Annotated in this window: 15 protein-coding genes; 4 read left to right on the top strand and 11 right to left on the bottom strand. The window is 62.5% G+C overall.

Features of this window, described 5'->3' with window-relative positions; translation table 11 throughout:
• Positions 1-84: 84 nt before the first annotated feature.
• The 9 genes from O0882_RS20885 to O0882_RS20845 form a co-directional block, all read right to left on the bottom strand.
• On the bottom strand, positions 85-2,403 hold the full coding sequence (locus O0882_RS20885) for a DUF3274 domain-containing protein (protein ID WP_289951074.1): 2,319 nt from the start codon (positions 2,401-2,403) through the stop codon (positions 85-87).
• Between the two features lie 92 nt (positions 2,404-2,495).
• Positions 2,496-3,176 carry a hypothetical protein gene (locus O0882_RS20880; protein WP_289951073.1) on the bottom strand — a complete coding sequence of 227 codons (681 nt, stop codon included), beginning with the start codon at positions 3,174-3,176 and terminating at the stop codon, positions 2,496-2,498.
• 75 nt (positions 3,177-3,251) lie between these two features.
• Positions 3,252-3,560 (bottom strand): hypothetical protein, encoded by a 309-nt coding sequence (locus tag O0882_RS20875; RefSeq protein WP_289951071.1) that lies wholly within the window; start codon positions 3,558-3,560, stop codon positions 3,252-3,254.
• A 105-nt stretch (positions 3,561-3,665) separates the two neighbouring features.
• Positions 3,666-5,012, bottom strand: a complete 1,347-nt coding sequence (locus O0882_RS20870) for a sigma-54 dependent transcriptional regulator (RefSeq protein WP_289951069.1) — start codon at positions 5,010-5,012, stop codon at positions 3,666-3,668.
• A complete protein-coding gene (locus O0882_RS20865) occupies positions 5,012-6,907 on the bottom strand; it encodes an ATP-binding protein (protein WP_289951067.1) in 1,896 nt (631 codons plus the stop codon). Before O0882_RS20865 ends, O0882_RS20870 begins: the two co-directional genes overlap by 1 nt.
• 107 nt (positions 6,908-7,014) lie before the next feature.
• Positions 7,015-7,806 carry an ABC transporter ATP-binding protein gene (locus O0882_RS20860; protein ID WP_034786306.1) on the bottom strand — a complete coding sequence of 264 codons (792 nt, stop codon included), beginning with the start codon at positions 7,804-7,806 and terminating at the stop codon, positions 7,015-7,017.
• 11 nt (positions 7,807-7,817) lie between these two features.
• Positions 7,818-8,639, bottom strand: coding sequence for an ABC transporter permease (locus O0882_RS20855; RefSeq protein WP_096234589.1), 822 nt, complete (start codon positions 8,637-8,639; stop codon positions 7,818-7,820).
• A gap of 15 nt (positions 8,640-8,654) precedes the next feature.
• On the bottom strand, positions 8,655-9,656 hold the full coding sequence (locus O0882_RS20850) for an ABC transporter substrate-binding protein (protein WP_289951062.1): 1,002 nt from the start codon (positions 9,654-9,656) through the stop codon (positions 8,655-8,657).
• 384 nt (positions 9,657-10,040) lie between these two features.
• Positions 10,041-10,277 carry a hypothetical protein gene (locus O0882_RS20845; RefSeq protein WP_289951058.1) on the bottom strand — a complete coding sequence of 79 codons (237 nt, stop codon included), beginning with the start codon at positions 10,275-10,277 and terminating at the stop codon, positions 10,041-10,043.
• Positions 10,278-10,688: 411 nt separating this feature from the next.
• On the opposite strand from O0882_RS20845, the gene O0882_RS20840 reads away from it, so the two are divergent.
• Both O0882_RS20840 and O0882_RS20835 read left to right on the top strand, forming a co-directional pair.
• The gene (locus tag O0882_RS20840) at positions 10,689-11,225 is read left to right on the top strand and encodes a winged helix-turn-helix domain-containing protein (protein ID WP_289951056.1); all 537 of its coding nucleotides are present in this window, start codon (positions 10,689-10,691) and stop codon (positions 11,223-11,225) included.
• Between the two features lie 237 nt (positions 11,226-11,462).
• Complete coding sequence (locus O0882_RS20835; protein ID WP_289951055.1) at positions 11,463-12,335, top strand: M90 family metallopeptidase; 873 nt, start codon at positions 11,463-11,465, stop codon at positions 12,333-12,335.
• 9 nt (positions 12,336-12,344) lie between these two features.
• On the opposite strand, the gene O0882_RS20830 is transcribed toward O0882_RS20835, so the two are convergent.
• Positions 12,345-13,046, bottom strand: a complete 702-nt coding sequence (locus tag O0882_RS20830; protein WP_289951053.1) for a response regulator — start codon at positions 13,044-13,046, stop codon at positions 12,345-12,347.
• Positions 13,043-14,704 carry a sensor histidine kinase gene (locus tag O0882_RS20825; protein ID WP_289951051.1) on the bottom strand — a complete coding sequence of 554 codons (1,662 nt, stop codon included), beginning with the start codon at positions 14,702-14,704 and terminating at the stop codon, positions 13,043-13,045. Before O0882_RS20825 ends, O0882_RS20830 begins: the two co-directional genes overlap by 4 nt.
• 164 nt (positions 14,705-14,868) lie before the next feature.
• Between O0882_RS20825 and O0882_RS20820 the strand changes: the two genes are divergently transcribed.
• Positions 14,869-16,959, top strand: a complete 2,091-nt coding sequence (locus O0882_RS20820; protein WP_289951049.1) for a serine hydrolase — start codon at positions 14,869-14,871, stop codon at positions 16,957-16,959.
• A 91-nt stretch (positions 16,960-17,050) separates the two neighbouring features.
• Positions 17,051-17,881, top strand: coding sequence for a transporter substrate-binding domain-containing protein (locus O0882_RS20815; RefSeq protein ID WP_289951048.1), 831 nt, complete (start codon positions 17,051-17,053; stop codon positions 17,879-17,881).
• The last annotated feature ends 12 nt before the right edge of the window (positions 17,882-17,893 follow it).

The following is a 17,893-nucleotide window of genomic DNA, read 5'->3' as shown; positions in this document are numbered from 1 at the left end:
TGCTCAGTGCAGCCCAAAGCAGTAGCAGTGCCAGTGCACCAAGGCCAGCACCGAGCGGATACGTCAAGCGAGGAAGCAAGTTGTTCATTTTGGGATGTCATCGCTGGCTTTGTGGACGACTGGCGTGATGACCGATTCGGTGCGTCGGCCAGTTACGGTTTCACATACGACGGTGGAGGGCAGGCCAGCTTCCAGGGCAGGTAACCAGGCCGGTAGCACTCCCGAACTGTAGTACTGGGCATTACCTTCGATAATTTGTCTGTGTTGTGTGGATTCAGATGCCCAATAGATACCAAATTGCGTCAAGAACTCTTCCCATCTGCGAATAGACGGCCGGTGAGGTATCAGTGCATCTCGTTGCATTCGCCAATCCGCCACCGCACACAAATACCGGTAAAACTTCGGATCGCTGCTCGCCTTGCCGCCACCGATGGCCACGTCATACGCCGTTACGTTGCGGTGGTTTTCCGCATTGCCGATAATGGCGCCGTGGAAGGATTTGGGGCTGACCTCGTTCTGCCAGCGTTTGCGCGCCTGGTTTGGGGTTTCCAGTGGATCGATGTACAGCAGGTCGCCGCCGCGCGGGTAGCGGGCCACGCGTTCCAGCTTGCGCCAGTCTCCCGGATCTTTGCCCAGGTTGAGCGCTTGCTCTACCTGTTTGAGTGCGGACGGACTGAAGGGGCCATAGTTGTATTCCGATTTCCGGTCGTGCAGGGGGCGAGGATCGTCGACGACTTCCCTCGGGAGTTTTTGCACGCCTTTTTTACTGGTAATGGCGATGGCCGCATCGATGGGGTCGACTTCTTCGCACGGTCCTTGCTGGTCGCGCGGCAGCTTGGCCTGGTCGGAATCCTTGGGGAATTGCCCAGGGCGGATCTCGCCGCCGTCCAGCACGGCCGCTCTGGGCACGCGCAGCGCTTCGCCATTGATCGTGCGCAAGCCTTCGCGCCGACCCGCCTCCGTGGAAAAGATATTCCATTTGCCGGGTTTGACGGGCGGCCACGGCGCCTCGTCATGGTTGCCGCGATGGCCGCGGTTGGCGGCGGCCACGTGGGCATGGTCGTCCTCGCCGTCCAGGCGCAGGGCGAAGTCGTGCGGCGGCAAGCCCACCAACACCGGCCCGCTGTTCTTGCCAGCCGCATCGAGCCGCTGTTTATTGGTGAAGACGCGCTGGAAGAATCCCGCCCCCAGTTCCGCCAGCGGCTTGCGCATTTGATACTCCTTTTCCCAATTAGTGGGACCGGCGCCCCAGATACCTCCCTCCTTCTTGCCCTTGCTTGTCGACAGGCCATGGCCGTTCTGATGATCGGGTATGCCTTGCCAGCCGATGCCTTGCATATTGTCCAGCGCCACAGTCATGTCTTCGGGGCAAAAGTACAGGTACACCTTGCCCCGGTTGTCGCGGTCCGCTTCCGCGCGCCATGCAGCGCCCGCCATGCCGTGACAGACGGCGTGATCTTTGATCTGCGCAAAGGCGGGTGTGGCGTGCTTTTTGGCCACCACGCCTTGCACGATCTGCACCAGCGTTTGCAGGCGCGCATGAAAGGTCTGGCGGTCGTTGATGGCCATGTACTGCTTGCGCATGACCGCATCCTGGCCGCCGCCGAAGATGCGGCTCGATTCCGCCGCGCCGAAAAACATGGTCGTGTCTTCCACCAGGCTGTAGGGCGGATGCGTGAGGATCAAGGTGTCGGCGGGCCGCTTGCCTTCGTCGAGCAGGAAGGCCTGTGCCAGCAGCGAGATCAGACAGCCCTGGCTGTGCGCGACGATGGAGACCACGTCATCGCTGTCGTAGTCGCGGATCATGGCGATGAGCGCGGCCAGGCGCTTGGCGGCCAGCACCATGTACATGCGGCCCGGCGCCGTCATCAGGGGCCGCACGGGATCGCCGCCCACGTCGTAGGGCGAGAACAGCCCCTTGTTCCACATGTCGGGCAGGGTGTTGGTGGCGTTGCCGAACGGGCCGCCGTTCTTCGACATGTCCTTGTCGAGGCGGTTGCCGTAGCGGTCCGTGTTCTGGCCGTTGACCACTTTGCTGGCGTTGCCTTGTTCGCGATAGCCCCAGTAAAACGGAATGACGGGGCTGTACGTCGTGTCATCAGGCTGGCGCTTGAAATAGATGGCGTCCGGATCGGCGATCACTTCACGCTTGTCGGATTCCTGCGGCATACGGTACGCGGCTGGGGTGAACACGTGGCCACCGCCGTACATGCGCGCGTCGAGTCCCTGGCATAAACCCTTTTCCACTGCGCCAAAACTGGTGCCCACATCATTGACGCCATGGATGACGATGACATTGCCCGGCAGCTCAGGGCGGATGCGTACGATGGCGTCCTGCATGCGGCCGCAATGGAGCAGGGCGGTGCTCTTGCCGCTGGTGTAGGGAAGTTTGGGATACGCCATCGCCGCTCCATGCTGACCAGACAGGACAGTGTAGAGGGCGGGATGGCGGGGTTAATTGCGTTTACGCAAGCTTTGCGGGAAAGAATGCGGCCTTACGGCGCACTGAGGATGTTCGTCAGCGCAATGCGATACGCAGGCTGCACATCGCCATCCTTGTCCAGCTTGTCCGTCATGATCACGCCGTAACCCTGCGCGTACCACACGTATTCACCGCTTTGACCCTTGCTCTTGCCGCCCACGTCACGCAGTTCGAACTTGCAGGCGTCGGGGAAGCGGCGCCCACCCAGTTCCAGGCGTTCCCAGCCCAGGAAGGTGATGGAGAAATCGCGTTTATCCGTGCGCGTGGAGGTGGTGATCTTGTCGGACAGGCCCGCCAACGGGTAGTGGGTGCTCGTCTGCGTGTCCGAGAACTGCACGCGCACTTCCTGGCCGGGGCGCATGTTGGCGGGGATGGCCGATTGCGGCGCGTAGACGTTCTTGCTGCGCACGCTGCCGTCTTCGTTGTAGTGAATCGTGCCCGTCAGGAATACCTGGCCGTCGCGGATGTCCTGGTAGGACGTGGCCAGCAGCACGCCGCCGTCGAGGATCAGCTGCGTGCCCTTGAGTTTCTTGCCCTCGAAGGTTTCCTCGACGTTGACTTGGGCGTCGCCATTGTTCTTGCTGAACTTGATGCCCGTCGTCAGCTCCATGCACTCGCCCACCGTGGGCGCCGCCTGTACGCCGGCGGCCGCCAATACGCCTGCCGCCACCATCGTTTGCCATGCTGCTTTCATTGTCATCCTTGCTATTTCTAAAGGATGTGATGATAGCTTGCCTGGCAGTAATGTGGCGCAGCCCTGGAGGCCGACTTAGCGGGCCGGTGCTGCCGGTGTCGCTGGCGGCGAGGTGGCCGGTCCGCTGGCTGCCGGGGTGTCCTGCGTGGCGACGGGCTTACCGCGGCGGCTGCGCTTGTCCGTCCGCGCCTTGGCCGGCTTGGCGTCGTGCACCAGCTTGCCTTTGTTGTCGAGTTTGTCTGACTGGTCCGATTTCTGTCCCGGATCGTTGGGATTATTGGTGTGGTTGCCCGTCTGGTTGACATTCGTCGTCGACTGGGCTTGCACCCAGGCGCCGCCGACGGTCATCAGGGTGGCGGCCAGCAAGAGAGCGGCGGTTTTCATGGCAGTGTCCTCTGCAAGTGTTGATGTGAGCTGGCATTCTCACACAGGAGTCCGCCGGAACAGGTAGGACGGCGCCGCATGGCTGTGTCGGCTATTTGCCTATGATTATCGAAATTGCTCCATCGAGATATCAAATCGCTTGAGCTTGTCGTACAGGGTTTTCTTCGGGATATTCAAGGCAGCCGCCGCATCGATGACGTTGCCATTGTGGCGGCGCAAGGCTTCCTCGATGATGGAGATTTCGAAGGTGTCGACTTGCTCGGCCAGCGACGCTTCGCGGCAGCCGGCCGGGCTCAGGGTGTCGTCGAGCAAGCCCAGCACGAAGCGGTCGGCCACATTGTGCAGCTCGCGCACATTGCCGGCCCAGCGCTGCGCCATCAGCGACGCGATCAGCTCGCCGCTGACGAGGGCGGCCGGCTGGCTGTAGCGCAAGGCCGCCTGCAGCACGAAAAACTCGAACAGCAGCGGGATATCCTCGCGCCGGTTGCGCAGGGCGGGCAGCGTGAGGCTGGCCACGTTCAGGCGGTAATACAGGTCGGGCCGGAACTTGCCCTGTTCAGCCAGCACGCTCAAGTCTTCCTTGGCGGCGGCAATCACGCGGAAATTCACGGATATCAATTTGTTCGAGCCGAGGCGCTCCACTTGCCGTTCCTGCAGCACACGCAGCAGTTTGACTTGCAGGGCCAGCGGCATGCTTTCGATTTCATCGAGGAACAGGGTGCCGCCATTCGCGTATTCGATCTTGCCGATGCGCTGGCGCTGCGCACCTGTAAATGCGCCTTCCTCATGGCCGAACAGTTCCGACTCGAAGATCGATTCGGGCAGGGCGCCGCAATTGATGGCCACGAACGGGTGGTCGCGCCGCTCGCTGAAGTCGTGCAGGCAGCGCGCGATCAGTTCTTTGCCGGTGCCCGTTTCACCGAGGATGATGATGTCGGCCGATTTCGGCGCCAGGTTCAGCACCAGCTGGCGTACTTTGGCCATGGCCGCGCTGCGGCCCACGATGCGCGCCTCGATGCCGACCCGTTGTTCCAGCTGGCGGCGCAAGTCCATGTTTTCCAGCACCAGGTGGCGTTTATCCAGGGCGCGGCGGCACACTTCCACCAGCAAGTCGGCGGAAAACGGCTTTTCGATGAAATCGTAGGCGCCACGGCGCATGGCGCCCACGGCCATCGACACGTCGCCGTGGCCCGTGACGAGGATCACGGGCAGGCTGGCATCCTGCGCCACGGCGATATCGAGCAGTTTCAAGCCATCCATGCCGGGCAGCTTGATATCGCTCAATAAAATGCCCGCAAATTCGGGCACCAGCCAGGGCAGCGCTTCCTCGGCCGTGGCGACGGCCGTCACTTGCAGTCCGGCCAGTTCCAGCGATTGCCGGGCGCCCTTGCGCACGACGGCGTCGTCTTCCACCAGCAGCACTTGCATGCCTTCAAAATTATTCTCATGCATCAGATGTTTCCTTCGTCTCTATCCCCCGGGTCGCAGCTCAGGGTGATGGTAAATTGTGCGCCGCCCCCTTCCTGCGCGCTGCGGTTGCGTACGGCCAGTGCGCTGCCGGCCGCGCGCAGTATGCCTGCGCTGATGGACAATCCCAAGCCCAGCCCGTGTTCCTTGGTGGTATAGAAGGGGTCGAAGATCTTGTCGAGCGAAGCCAGCGGAATGCCGGGACCATTATCGGTGATATGGATGATGGCCAGTGTGCCTTCGCGGCGCACCTGGAACCAGATCTGCACGGGCTCGCTTTCCGGCACGGCATCCATGGCGTTGGTGATCAGGTTGCTAAACACCTGTTCCAGGCCGATGGCGTTGCACAGCACGATGATGTCGTCTTCAGGCCAGCTTTCATGCAGGGTCAGGCGCTGCGAATGCTTGCGCGTGCGGATTTGCAGCATGCTTTGCGCAAACGCCTGGCGCACGCTGACGGGTTTGCGGGCATCGTCGCTGCGTCGCGCAAAGCCTTTCAGTTGCGAGGTGACATAGCCGAGACGCTTGACGAGGTCGGAAATGGTGGACAGGTTGTCCAGCGCATCGTCGATGCGCCCGCGTGCCAGGAAAACCTTGGCATTGTCGGAAAACGTCTGCAGGGCGGCCAGCGGCTGGTTCAGCTCGTGCGTGACGCCGGCCGCCATCTGGCCGATGGCCGCCAGCTTGCCGCTTTGCACCAGTTCCGCCTGGGCATAGCGCAAGGTTTGCTCGGCCCGCTCGCGTTCGGCCACTTCCGCCTGCAGCCGGCCATTCGCGTGCACCAGGTCGGCCGTGCGTTGCTCGACCTTGATTTCCAGCTGTTCATAGGCGCGCGCCAGGGTTTGCTGCGCATTGAGCTTGTCGGCGATGCGGCGCCGGCGCTGGCGCGCATACATCAGGGCCAGCAGCAGCAAGGCCCAGCCCAGCGCGGCGGCGATCGCCGCGTTGCGCGCCGCCTCGTTGACCTGGTCGAGTTCGGCCAGCACGGTGATCTGCCATTGCAGCGGGCCAAGAGCGCGGTTCACGGCCAGATAGTCCGCCTTGTCGGCGCTGCCGGACAGGGCCGGCGTGTCGCCCGACTGCTGGCGCTCCAGGGTCATGACGCTGGCGCCGTCGGTGAACTGGCGCAGCACCTTGTGCGGCAAAATGGGCAGGTTTTCCTGCAGGAACTGGCGCTGCGCGCTGATATCGTTCTTCGCGGCCGGCGACAGGGGCGCCAGGGTCTTGAACTTGAAGGCGGGTGTGGTGGCCAGGATGATCACGCCATTCGCATCCTTGACCCAGATCTGTTCGCCCGCACCGGGCGTGCGCCACGATTGCTCGATCCAGTCCAGGTTGACCTTGGCGGCGACGACGCCGATGATGCGCCCGTCGCGCAGCACGGGCTGGGAAATGAAATAGCCGGCCTCGAAGGTGGAAAAGCCGATGCCGTAGAAGCGGCCGATGCCGCCCGCGATGGAATTCTTGAAATAGGGACGGAAGCCGTAGTTGACGCCCACGTAGGAGCTGCGGTCTTGCCAGTTGCTCGATGCCAGGGTCGTGCCCTTGTCGTCGAGCACGTAGACGGCAAAGGCGCCTGCGCGGCGGTTCATGTCGACCAGGTAGGCGTTGATCTGCGTGACTCTGTCGGCGCTGGGCTGTTCCAGCAATTGCGCCACGGCATCGCTCTGGGCCACGGCCAGGGGCAGGAATTCGTATTTGTTCAGGGCGCCGCCGATGGACGCCGCATACAGTTCCGCGCGCGAATCGAGCGTGCGGTGCAATTCATCGAGCTGGCGCTGCTTGACCCAGGCATACGACGCCCACGTCAGCAGGACCAGCGACCCCACGGCCAGCAGGGGGGCGAGCGCGGGTCTCAAGGGCCATTTGCCGAGTGCCATGGTGCTCCGTGTGTCGGGTTGAAGAGATGTGACCCCAAAGCGAAGGACTGGGGTCGGACCTTAAGGTCCGACCCCGGCATTTGCTTTGGGGTATGGTCGCACGACGACTAATCTGCCGTACTCGCCATCGTTTCCGCATTGTGATGACGCTGCTGCTCTTCCATCACCATCTCGCCCAGCATGCGTTTCAAGCGGTTGAACTCGGGGTCGCTCGGGTCGCGCGGGCGGGGCAGGTCGATGGCCACGTCGCGCTTGATGGTGCCGGGACGGTAGGTCATGACGATGGTGCGGTCGGCCAGGTAGATCGATTCCTCGATCGAGTGCGTCACAAAAACGATGGTGGTACCGAAGACTTTCCAGATTTTCAGTAATTCATCTTGCAGGTTGCGTCGCGTCAAGGCATCCAGCGCGCCGAACGGTTCATCCATCAGCATGATGGGCGAATCGAGGGCCAGCACGCGGGCAATCGCCACGCGCTGGCGCATGCCGCCCGACAAGTCTTTCGGGTAGCGGGCACGGAATTCCGTCAAGCCCAGCATGCTCAGCAGCATGTCGACCCGTTCCTTGATCTCGGCTGGCGTCTTGCCGGCGATTTCCAGGCCGAAAGCGATATTGCTCTCGATGGTCATCCATGGGAACAGCGCGTATTCCTGGAACACCATGCCGCGGTCGGGACCGGGTTCGGTGATCAGCTTGCCGCCGGCCAGGATCTGGCCCGACGTCGGCTGCGAAAAGCCGGCGATGGCGTTGAGCAGGGTCGACTTGCCGCAGCCGGACGGTCCCAGCAGGCAGATGAACTCGCCGCTGGCGATTTCCAGGTTGATGTCCTTCAGGGCAATGACGTCGGCGCCGCCCGTGGTGAAGATTTTATTGACTGCATTGATATTGATCGTGGTCATGGCCGTTCCTCTCAGTGTTCCAGGCCGCGGTGCCACTGCAGCAAATGATTATTCAGGGCATTCATGGCCATGTCGATGGCCAGGCCGAACAGGCCGATGGTAAACATGCCGGCGATAATCTTGTCAGACCAGAAATATTCGCGCGCTTCCAGGATGCGGAAACCGAGGCCGCTGTTGACGGCGATCATTTCCGCCACGATCACGACGATGAAGGCCGTGCCCATGCCGATGCGCGCGCCGGCCAGAATATATGGCGTGGCCGCTGGCAGGATGACGCGGCGGAACATCGTCATCTGGCTGGCGCCCAGGTTGCGCGCGGCGCGGATGTAGATGCCGTCGACCTGGCGCACGCCGGCGATGGTATTCATCAGCACGGGGAAGAAGGAACCGATGCTGATCAGGAAGAAGGCGGGCGGGTTGCCCAGGCCGAACCACAAAATCGCCAGCGGGATGTAGGCGATCGGCGGAATCGGGCGCAGCACCTGCACCAGCGGGTCGAACAGTTTATAGATGGTCTTGTTGGTGCCCATCAGCAAGCCCAGCGGCAAGGCCAGGCCGGCGCCGATGGCGAAGCCGCCCAGCACGCGCGACAGGCTGGCCCAGGCGTCGTGCGGCAGTTCGCCGGAGAACATCCACACCAGGTAATTGCCCGCTTCGGGCGTGTACGCTTGCATGGGGATCAGGTATTCATACCACTTCACGACCACGGCGACGGGCGAGGGCAGGATTTGCGGGTTGATCCAGCCGAACGTGGACAATGCTTGCCAGAACAGCAGCACGACCACGGGCACGATGGCACCGTGCGCGAAGCGTTTCATCATTTGAATATTCATCGTGATACTTTCAGATTAGCGTGGAGCGTAGGTTTTCTTGGCTTTTTCCAGCAGGTCCAGCTTGACCCAGTCCTTGGCGGCAGGCGGCTTGGCCATGCGGCCCACGCCAAATTTCACCATGTAGTCGGTGGTCAGCTGCACGTGGCTCTGCGTGATGTCTTCCGTGAAGATGGCGTTGTCGATGGCATCGCGGTAATCGTCGGACGTGATCTGGTTCTTGAACATCGATTCGCGCACGTATTTCTCCGCCAGTTTCGGGTCGGCCAAAAACGCCCGTGTGGCGGCGACGAAGCAATCCATGAAGCGCTGGGCCACGGCCGGCTTTTCCTTGTACATTTTTTCCGTCATCACGAGGGCGCGCACGGGCTCGCCCAGTGGCGTGTCGTAGGGCTTGAGGATGGCCGCGCCGTATTTCTTGTGGATCGCCTGCGTCGAGTAAGGCTCGGACTGGCTCATGGCGTCGATATCCTTGGTCAGCAGCGCCTGGTTCAGGTCCGGGTAGCCCATGTACAAAATTTGCACGTCTTTGCCCGGCTTGTCGGACCAGGTCAGCTTGGCCTTGGAGAGTTCGGCAAACAGCAGGATTTCCTGCGGGCCGCCACGCGTGACGCCGACTTTCTTGCCTTTCAGGTCGGCAATGCCCTTGATGTTCAGGTCAGGACGCCCGACGATCTGCACGCCGCCCTTGGCGAAGCCGCCCACCAGGTACACGGGCAAGCCCGTGGCGCGGCCCGTGATGGCCGCTTCCAGCGCGCTGGCGGAGACGTCGATTTCGCCGGCGATCATGGCCGGCACGATGTCGAGGCCCTTGGCGAAGATGCGTTCCTCGATTTTCAGGTCGTATTTGGGCGCGATTTCCTTCATGTAGGCAACGGCGCCGTAATGGGCGAATTTCAGGTTGCCCAGGCGGACCAGGTCGGCCGCGTGGACGGCGAGCGGGAATTGTGCGGCCAGTGCGACGGCCACGGCCAGTGCCTTGGTGTTCAGGAAGGACGAGATACGGAAGGTGCGTGCCATGCTGTTGTCTCCAAAAAAGGTAGATGGTTTTATATTGGGTCAGGCTGCCGCTCTGGTGGCGGTTATGAAAATATAAAAGCATCTTCCGTGCCAGTGGAGCGCATTTTGGCGTTTATTGCAAGTGATTGTTTATAAAGGTTTAATTTGATTCCATTGAAAGTGGGAAATATCGATATTCCGTCTTTCCGCACGGCGAGGGGAAAGCTTGTGCGGATTGCCGCATTCCGGGCGCTGCGCATGCGGGTCAGCAAGCAGGTGAACCTTCACGGCGTGGCCGACTCCAATCGTAAAAAAACGCGTTGCAAACAGGCTGGCAACGCGTAACTCCCCCGTGGAGTAGGGGCGGCGGCGCGCGGGCGCCTGATCGATCACCAGTTGGCGGGTTTATTTCGGCGCCGTGGCGGGCGGCAGTGCCGGCGCGGTGGCCGGGGCGGTCAGCGGCGCAGGTGGCGTCACGTGGCCGGGACCGGTTTCCGGTACGGCTGGCGTGACGGGGGCGGGCATCACTTGTGGCGCGGACGTGGGGTTGGGCGCCGTTTCGGGCAGTGGCGCATCTGCCGGTTTTTTACAGGCGGACAGGGTGACGAGCAAGGCGGCGGTCAACAGGGCAGGTATTTTCATGATGATTCCTTTGCAAAAGTCGAGATATCGCGATGCGGCGGTGGGCGCCACGCGTGAAGCTTGAATTTATGGCAAGAATGGCGATGCTTCTGTTCGCCACTTCACCTTGAGCGCAGAAATGTCACTGCATGTAGATGCTTTTTAGAAATAATTCAGTGAGGAAATATTTTTCACTTTCTTGTTCCTAATGTTCGTTAACGCACAGACCAGAGAATAGCAGGGTGGCATTCTGTGTCCAGACGCTCAGGATTCGTGGTGTTCTGGTATAAAAATTGCCAAGAACTTAACAATCCGGGCTACCGGCAATCGTTTAAAAGGAGTATTCAAATGCATGCAATGACTCAGTCTCACGTGAAGAGCGAATTAAAGGCAGCGCACCAGGAACTTCGTAGCCCCGAAAAAGGCTCGCAAATGGTAGAGCGCGCAGCACCCATCCCCCCGGAGCGCCTGAATCCCATTTCCATGGCACCGATCGAGCGCGTGCGTTCCACATCGGCCACCCTGCGCCGCATCGAAAACATGCAAAAGCTGATCGGCGAATTGTCGCTGCACGAGATGCTGGCCGATGAAATCGCCTGGTTCCTCAAGTTTTCGCCATCGGGCGCCCGCAAATACATCCGCGACTTGCGCGAAGCGGGCGTGATCGAACTGGCCCGCTACATCGAAGGCACCGCCACCTACCTTGGCAAGGCAGTGTACCAGCTGACGCCGGACCCTGAGCGCGTGCGCGCCTTCCTGGCCGCCATCGTCCAGCCCAAACGCGAAGGCGCGCCACCACGCAAGGACCGTCCCGGCCTGCGCGAGCAAAGCATGGCAGGCAGCGGCCGCCACTTCCACATCCTGGCCGATGACACGCATTACGCCATCCGTGTCAACCGCGGTCCCGTGACGCGCGATCCGCTCGTCGCTGCCCTGTTCGGTGCGCCGCAGCAAAAAACGGCCGAGTAACACCCGACGGTTTTGTCGAGCGTTGAGAGCTTGTAGTGAAAGCCGGGTTACGTCCCGGCTTTTGGCGTTGCAGCCAGCCCTTTGGATCTTGGCGGATTGAAAAGATGTTAATCAACCCCATGTGGGCTGGACTGCCCGCTCGTCCCGCTGCGGGTTCATTCGAAGGAGCTTGTCCTTGTCTGCCTACACCGTCTCCCTTGGCCTCATTGCCATCGCTGTCCTGAAGCGGGCCGCCGCATGAATCCGCTGCTGTGGATCGCCCTCGTCACGGCCGCCATCGTCTTGTCGCTGTGGTTTCCCCGCTGGCGTCTGAAGCGGGCCTTGGCCAAGCCCTTGCCGCCCGAAGGCCTGGCCGTGCTGGAAAAGAATATTCCCGTCTATCCCCGCATGCCGGCGCCGCTGCAGGAACAATTGCGCCGGCTTGTCGTGCAATTCCTGTACCAGAAGAAATTCGTCGGCTGCGGCGGCTTGGAGATCACGGACGAAATGCGCTACACCATCGCCGGCCAGGCTTGTTTGCTGCTGCTGAATCGCCAGACCCAGGTGTATCCGGAGCTCGACACTATCCTCGTGTATCCCACGGAATTCATCGTCACGCGCGATGAAGTGGGGCCGGGCGGCGTCGTCACGCCTTCGGCCAACGGTTTATTGGGCGAATCCTGGGGCGATGGCCGCGTGGTGCTGGCCTGGGACCACGTGCAGCGCGGGGCGGCCGACTGGACCGATGGCCACAATGTGGTGCTGCATGAATTCGCCCACCAGCTCGACAGCGAATCGGGCGCCGCAAATGGCGCGCCCTACCTGCCCAGCGTGTCGAGCTACCGCAGCTGGGCCACCGTGCTGTCGCGCGACTTCGACAACCTGCGCCACGACGCTATGTATCAGCAGCAAAGCGTGATGGACCATTACGGCGCCACGAATCCCGCCGAATTCTTTGCCGTGGCCACGGAAACCTTCTTTGAAAAGCCCTACCAGATGGCTGAACACCACGGAGAACTGTATGCGCAATTTTTGCAGTACTACAAGGTCGACCCGCGCGACTGGATGGCGCCGCCCGTGGAAGCCGAGCACATGGCCTCGCCATTCCCCAACTTTGCCCAGCACTGGTAAGCGGGGACTTTAACCTAGCAGCCGCTGTTTCAGCGCGGGATAGCTGCTGCGCGAGACGGGGATGCCCGTGCTGGTCTGCGTGTCGAGCGCGTATTTGCCGCCCGCGGCGATCTGCAGCCGCTTGAAACCCAGGCTGTTGACGATGTAGGAGCGGTGCACGCGCAGGAAGTGGGGCGGCAGCAAGCCCATGAGCTTGTCGATAGCCAGGTCGTGAAAGCACTGTTCGCCGTTGCGCAGCACGATGTTGCTGTAGTGGCCATCGGCTTGCACATGGTCAATGTCGGCCATGGCGATCCATTCCAGCGCGCCCCGTTTTTTGACGGCCAGCGAGGCGGTTTCCGTGTGCCGCCCGGTATAGCGTTGCAGTGCCTTGTGCAGGCGTTCGCGACTGAAAGGCTTGGCAACGAAGTCGAGCACGCCGAACTCGAAGGCCGTGATCGAGCGTTCAGCGTGGGCCGAGACGATGATGGTCTGGAACGGGGCTTTTTGGGCCAGGCGCAGCAGGTCGTAGCCGTCCGCGCCGTGCAGGTGCAAGTCCAGCAGCAGCAAGTCGACCTGCTCCTGCGCCTGATCCTGCGCCAGGGCGGCCAGGGCTTGTGGCACATTGTCATGCAGCACGACATTGCTGAGGCGCGTGCCGAAATGCGCGCGCACCTCGCGTTCGAGGCCTTGCGCGATCAGCGGCTCATCTTCCAGTATCAACACATTCATGGCGCCGCCGGTAAGCTAAAGGTGAGGCGCCAGCCTGCCTGCTGCTGTTCGCTGGCATAGTGGGCGGCATCGCCGAACACGGCGTGCAGGCTGGCGCGGATGTACTGTTCGCCCACGCCGCTGCCCGCATGCGGGCGCGCTACGCCTTCGGGCAGGATCAGGGTAAGTATTTGCGTTTGCGCATGTTGTGCGATGCGCAGGACAAACACAGCGCCATGGCGATAGCGGTTGTGGCTGAACGCGTTTTCCAGTGCCGTCAGCAACAGGGCGGGTGGCACGGTAATGCCCGCTGCCTCGCCATCGAGCTGCAGGCTGCACGGTTGCTGCAGCCGCGTGCCCATGATGCTCAGGTAATTCTGGCACAGGGCCAGTTCCTGCGTCAGGGCAATGCTGGGCTGCTGGGCAAACTCGTTGAGCATGCGCAACTCAGCGCCCAGCGCTTCGATGAATGTTTCGGCCGCCTGCGGCGATTGCGCATTGAGTTCGCTGATCAGGCTCAGGGAATTCATCAGGAAATGCGGCTGCATGCTTTTGCGCAAGAGCTGGTTTTCCAGCTGCCGGGCGCGCGCCGCCTTGCTGCGTACACGCAGCAGCTGCGCCAGCAATTGCGCGCACAGGGGCAGCAGCAAGAAGCACACGACGAGGGCAAAGCCGCCTTCGGCAAACTGGCTGCCCGTCAGCAGGAACAGGGCGCACGAGGCCAGCCCGATCAAGGTGCCGCCGCGGCTGCCCGGCAGGCGGCGCCTCAGGGCGTCCAGGTTGAGTGCCAGGCTCGCTGCCAGGGCCGTCAGAAACATCCACCAGCAGCGCGAGTCGAAATGCGCGGGCAGCGCGCCGGCCAGCGCGATGCCCGCCAGCAGTACCACCGCCGCCAGCGGCCAGCGCGGCAGGCGGTAGGCCGTATAAAAATACAGGGGCAGCAGGGCGGAAAATAGCCAGGTCAGGGCGCTGACGGCGTACAGGCGCGGCAAATGCCAGGGGTAGACATAGCCGGTAATGCTGCGCCAGAGTTCCACCACCAGCAGCAGCGCCGCCACCAGGCATAGCGCGGCAAACATGGCCCAGTGCCGCTGCCGCTGGTACAGCACCGTCAAGGCCAGGAAGAGCAGGGCGACGGCGCCCAGGGCCCCGGCCAAGAGCAGGGGCGGCAGCCGGTACCAGGCCAGCGCCGCGCGATGGTCTTGCCGGTCGACCAGGAACAGCGCATAAAAGGGCGACGTCAGGTGCGACGGCACCTGCTGCGTCGACAACAGCAACCGCAGATGATGCTTGCCCATGGTCAACTGCTGTGGCGTCAGGTGGATGGCAAAATCGATGTCGCCCGCGCGCTCCCCGCTGGCCAGGCGGGCCGGTTGGCCATTGCTGCCGATCAAGTGGCCATCCAGCCAGAGCTCGCTCGAAGCCAGCGCCGACAGCACCAGCAGCTGCGTCGACGACGGCGTGGCGGCCAGAGTGACGTCGCGCTCGAGGCACAGCAACTGGCCCGGCCGGAAGAGCTGGCGCAGCGAAGCGGCGGGCGCGGCGGCACTCGCGCCGCAGGTGCGCCAGCCTTCGTCCAGCGATAACCGGTCCATGCCCATGGCGAAACAGGGCAAGGCCAGGCAGCAAGCGAGGCAGTACCGCAGCAGGTAGTGGAAGAAGGAGGGCATGGCGGGCATTGTAGCTGTTCATTTGCCAACCCTTTGCAACATTTTCATCGTCTTCAGTGCCGTTCATGCGGGCCACGTGCATTTCGTGCACGGCCCGCCAAAAGTGTGTGAAAGACACTTACCATGCATCAGCGCCGTGCTGTGCTCACGGCCCTCACCATGGAACAATGACTATGCAAAGCAGCAAATACTACGCTTTCGCCGGCACACTGGCGCTGTTGTGCGGCGTGGCGCAGGCCGCCTCCGCTCCCTCATCTGCTCCCTCCGCTGCGCTGGCCGCGCGCCTGGCGGATTTCGACGGCTGGGTCGCCCGGCGCATGGATGCGCAGCGCATCCCGGGCGTCACCGTCGGTTTCAGCCAGGGCGAGGTGGAGTGGGTAAAAGGCTATGGTTATGCGGACCTGGAAAACCGCGTGCCGGCCACGGCCCGCTCCAGCTACCGGCTGGCGTCCGTCACCAAGCCCATGACGGCGGTGGCCGTTCTGCAACTGGTCGAACAGGGCAAGGTCGACCTGGATGCGCCCGTGCAAACCTATGTGCCGTATTTTCCCGTCAAAGCGTTTCCCGTGACGGTGCGCCAGTTGCTGGGCCACCTGGGCGGCATCGATGCCTACCGCGACAGCAAGGTGGAGCAGCATTTCAAGGAGCACAAGGATACGCGCCAGTCCATCGCCGTTTTCGAGCAATTCGACCTGATCGCCGAACCTGGCACGCGCTTCCGCTACACCAGCTATGGCTATAACTTGCTGGGTGCCGTCATCGAGGGCGCCTCGGGCGAAAGCTATGGCGGCTATATGCGGCGCCACGTGTGGGGGCCGCTGGGCATGGACACCATCGTGATGGACGACCCGGACGCCGTGATCGCCCACCGCGTGCGCGGTTACCGGCTGGCCGGCAAGGAATGGAAAAATTCGGAATTCGTCGACATCAGCAGCCGCTTTTCCGCCGGCGGCACGCGCGCCAGCGTGCCCGACATGCTGGCGTTCGGCAGGGGCGTCCATGAAGGCAAGATCCTGTCGGCGGCTAGCGTTGCCGCCATGGTGCAGCCGATGGCCACGCGCGCGGGCCGCTTGACGAATTACGGCATGGGTTGGGAAATCTTCCCCACGGGTGGGCGCTACGCCATCGGGCACAGCGGCCAGCAGCCGGAAACGGTCACCTATTTGTACAGCTTTCCCTCGCGCAAGCTCACTCTTGCCGTCGCCGCCAATCTCGAGCGCGTCAATCCGGAAGGGTTCGTGCAGCGCCTGTTCGAGGTGGTCACGGGAGAGCCGTGGCAGCTGAAAACGTATATCGCCGATGCCGGCGCGCAGCGCGCTTACCAGGTGGCGGAAGGCCTGTTCGAGGAGGGCAGGGCGCATGCCGAGCGCACGGATCAAGCGTATGCCGATGCGGCCGCCACGCGCGAGGCATTTACGCAAATCAACCGGCAAGCGCTGGCACCGGACGCCAAGGCGGCGCGCACCTTCATCGAGGCGGCCCGCCATCCCGCAGGCGGCCGCGTGTTCCTCACGGCCGGCGCCAGCATGGCCGCTGCGCTGCGCCAGTCGGGCATCGACCTGGACACCTATTCACGCGGCGGCGCGCTGGCGTTTGCGCGCGACTATGTCCTGTTGTCGCAAAGCAAAGCGGCCGGCACCTTGCCCCGTTTTGACCCCACCTTCGAGCAAGCCATCGTGGCCCTGGCCGCCAGTTGGGACCACACGGCCGCCATCGCCTGGCCGGGCGCACCCGCCTCCATCGCCGCACTCGATAGCCAGCTGCGCACGGCCTTCCGCGGCCAGCGCGCCTATCCCGATTTCGTACCCGAGTTGCAGGAGCTCGCGCAAGCGTCGGCCGCGCGCGGCGAGACAGACGCGGCACTGGCGGCCAGCCGCCTGGCCGTGGAACTGTATCCGCTCAGCGATCGCGCGCATGCACTGCAGGGCTTGACCTTGCTGGGTGCCGGCAAGTGGGAAGCGGCCCTGGCCCCCCTGCGCCTGGCGCTGGCGCGCGACCCGCTGGGCGCGGCCAGTCCGGCGGCGCTGAACCTGGAAGCGTATCGCTTGAAAGGCAGCGGCGCCGTGGCGCAAGGCATGGCCGTGCTGCAGGCGGCCGTGAGCCTGCATCCGCAGAACGCGAATCTGCACGACAGTCTGGCCGAGTTTTATGTGGGGCAAGGCTTGCGTCCGCAGGCGGTGGCAGCCTATCGCCAGGCGCTGCAGCTCGACCCCAGCTATCCGGGCGCCGAGGGGGCCAGGGCGGCGATCATCCGCCTTAGATGAATTCTTTATAAGCAAGGCTGAAAAGATTCCTTTTTGGAAATAAGGGCGCCGCGGTCTAATGGCGGCATTCATTGTCCACCAGAGGAATCCCATGCAGACCCGCCTTCATTTCGCCGCCCTGTTATTCACCAGCATCGCTTACACGCAGGTGGCGCAAGCGGACCAGCTGGCCGCCATCAAGGCGAAAGGCGAGCTGGTCTGCGGCACCTTGGGTACGGACGAACCGAACAGTTTTATCGACGCCAAGTCGCGTCAGCTGGTCGGCTATGAAGTGGACTTGTGCCGTGCCATCGCCCAGGGCCTGGGCGTCAAACCAGTCGTGAAACAGCTGGCCGTGGCTGCCCGCATTCCCGAATTGCAGCAGGGGCGCATCGATATCCTGACGGCGTCCTTGACGCACAACAAGGAACGCGAAGCGCTGATCGATTTCTCGCTGTCCACGTTTTACACGGGCCAGCGGGTGCTGGTCAAAAAAAGCAGCAGTATCACGACGGTCGCGGGCCTGGCCGGCAAGAAAGTGCTGACCGTCAAGGGCGGCACGCAGGAACCGAACGTCCGCAAGGCCGTGCCCGGCGTGGAGGTGGTGACGTTCGAGACGGCGGGCCAGGCGTATTTGGGCTTGCAGCAAGGGAAGGGCGTTGGCTATGTCGATGATGAAGTCTCGCTGCTGAACAACTACGCCAAGCTGGGCGCCGCGCAAAAGGATTACCTTGTGCTGCCGCAAAACATCAGCCAGGAAGTGTTTGCCTTCGGCATCCGTAAAGGCGAGAAGGGCGTGAAAACAGCCGTCGACCAGGTGCTGCGCGGACTGGAAAAATCGGGCGAGGCGGAAAAACTGTTTTTCAAATGGTATGGCCCGACGAGCAATGTGAAATTCCAGAAGCGCAATTTCAGGATCGAATCGGACAAGATCGACGCCTGAACCTTGCCTGAC

Origin of the sequence: Janthinobacterium sp. SUN073 (genome assembly GCF_030397665.1) — a bacterium.
In the GTDB taxonomy this organism is placed as follows: domain Bacteria; phylum Pseudomonadota; class Gammaproteobacteria; order Burkholderiales; family Burkholderiaceae_D; genus Janthinobacterium.
This window is presented reverse-complemented; position numbering and strand designations above follow the sequence as displayed.

What these genes read in the sequence shown, in the direction of transcription:
- O0882_RS20820 (WP_289951049.1), top strand. Translation starts at nt 14,869, where the DNA reads ATGCAAAGCAGCAAATACTACGCTTTCGCCGGCACACTGGCGCTGTTG.
- O0882_RS20835 (WP_289951055.1), top strand. Translation starts at nt 11,463, where the DNA reads ATGAATCCGCTGCTGTGGATCGCCCTCGTCACGGCCGCCATCGTCTTG.
- O0882_RS20855 (WP_096234589.1), bottom strand. Translation starts at nt 8,639, where the DNA reads ATGAATATTCAAATGATGAAACGCTTCGCGCACGGTGCCATCGTGCCC.
- O0882_RS20815 (WP_289951048.1), top strand. Translation starts at nt 17,051, where the DNA reads ATGCAGACCCGCCTTCATTTCGCCGCCCTGTTATTCACCAGCATCGCT.
- O0882_RS20885 (WP_289951074.1), bottom strand. Translation starts at nt 2,403, where the DNA reads ATGGCGTATCCCAAACTTCCCTACACCAGCGGCAAGAGCACCGCCCTG.
- O0882_RS20840 (WP_289951056.1), top strand. Translation starts at nt 10,689, where the DNA reads ATGGTAGAGCGCGCAGCACCCATCCCCCCGGAGCGCCTGAATCCCATT.
- O0882_RS20830 (WP_289951053.1), bottom strand. Translation starts at nt 13,046, where the DNA reads ATGAATGTGTTGATACTGGAAGATGAGCCGCTGATCGCGCAAGGCCTC.
- O0882_RS20850 (WP_289951062.1), bottom strand. Translation starts at nt 9,656, where the DNA reads ATGGCACGCACCTTCCGTATCTCGTCCTTCCTGAACACCAAGGCACTG.
- O0882_RS20870 (WP_289951069.1), bottom strand. Translation starts at nt 5,012, where the DNA reads ATGCATGAGAATAATTTTGAAGGCATGCAAGTGCTGCTGGTGGAAGAC.
- O0882_RS20845 (WP_289951058.1), bottom strand. Translation starts at nt 10,277, where the DNA reads ATGAAAATACCTGCCCTGTTGACCGCCGCCTTGCTCGTCACCCTGTCC.
- O0882_RS20880 (WP_289951073.1), bottom strand. Translation starts at nt 3,176, where the DNA reads ATGAAAGCAGCATGGCAAACGATGGTGGCGGCAGGCGTATTGGCGGCC.
- O0882_RS20860 (WP_034786306.1), bottom strand. Translation starts at nt 7,806, where the DNA reads ATGACCACGATCAATATCAATGCAGTCAATAAAATCTTCACCACGGGC.
- O0882_RS20825 (WP_289951051.1), bottom strand. Translation starts at nt 14,704, where the DNA reads ATGCCCGCCATGCCCTCCTTCTTCCACTACCTGCTGCGGTACTGCCTC.
- O0882_RS20875 (WP_289951071.1), bottom strand. Translation starts at nt 3,560, where the DNA reads ATGAAAACCGCCGCTCTCTTGCTGGCCGCCACCCTGATGACCGTCGGC.
- O0882_RS20865 (WP_289951067.1), bottom strand. Translation starts at nt 6,907, where the DNA reads ATGGCACTCGGCAAATGGCCCTTGAGACCCGCGCTCGCCCCCCTGCTG.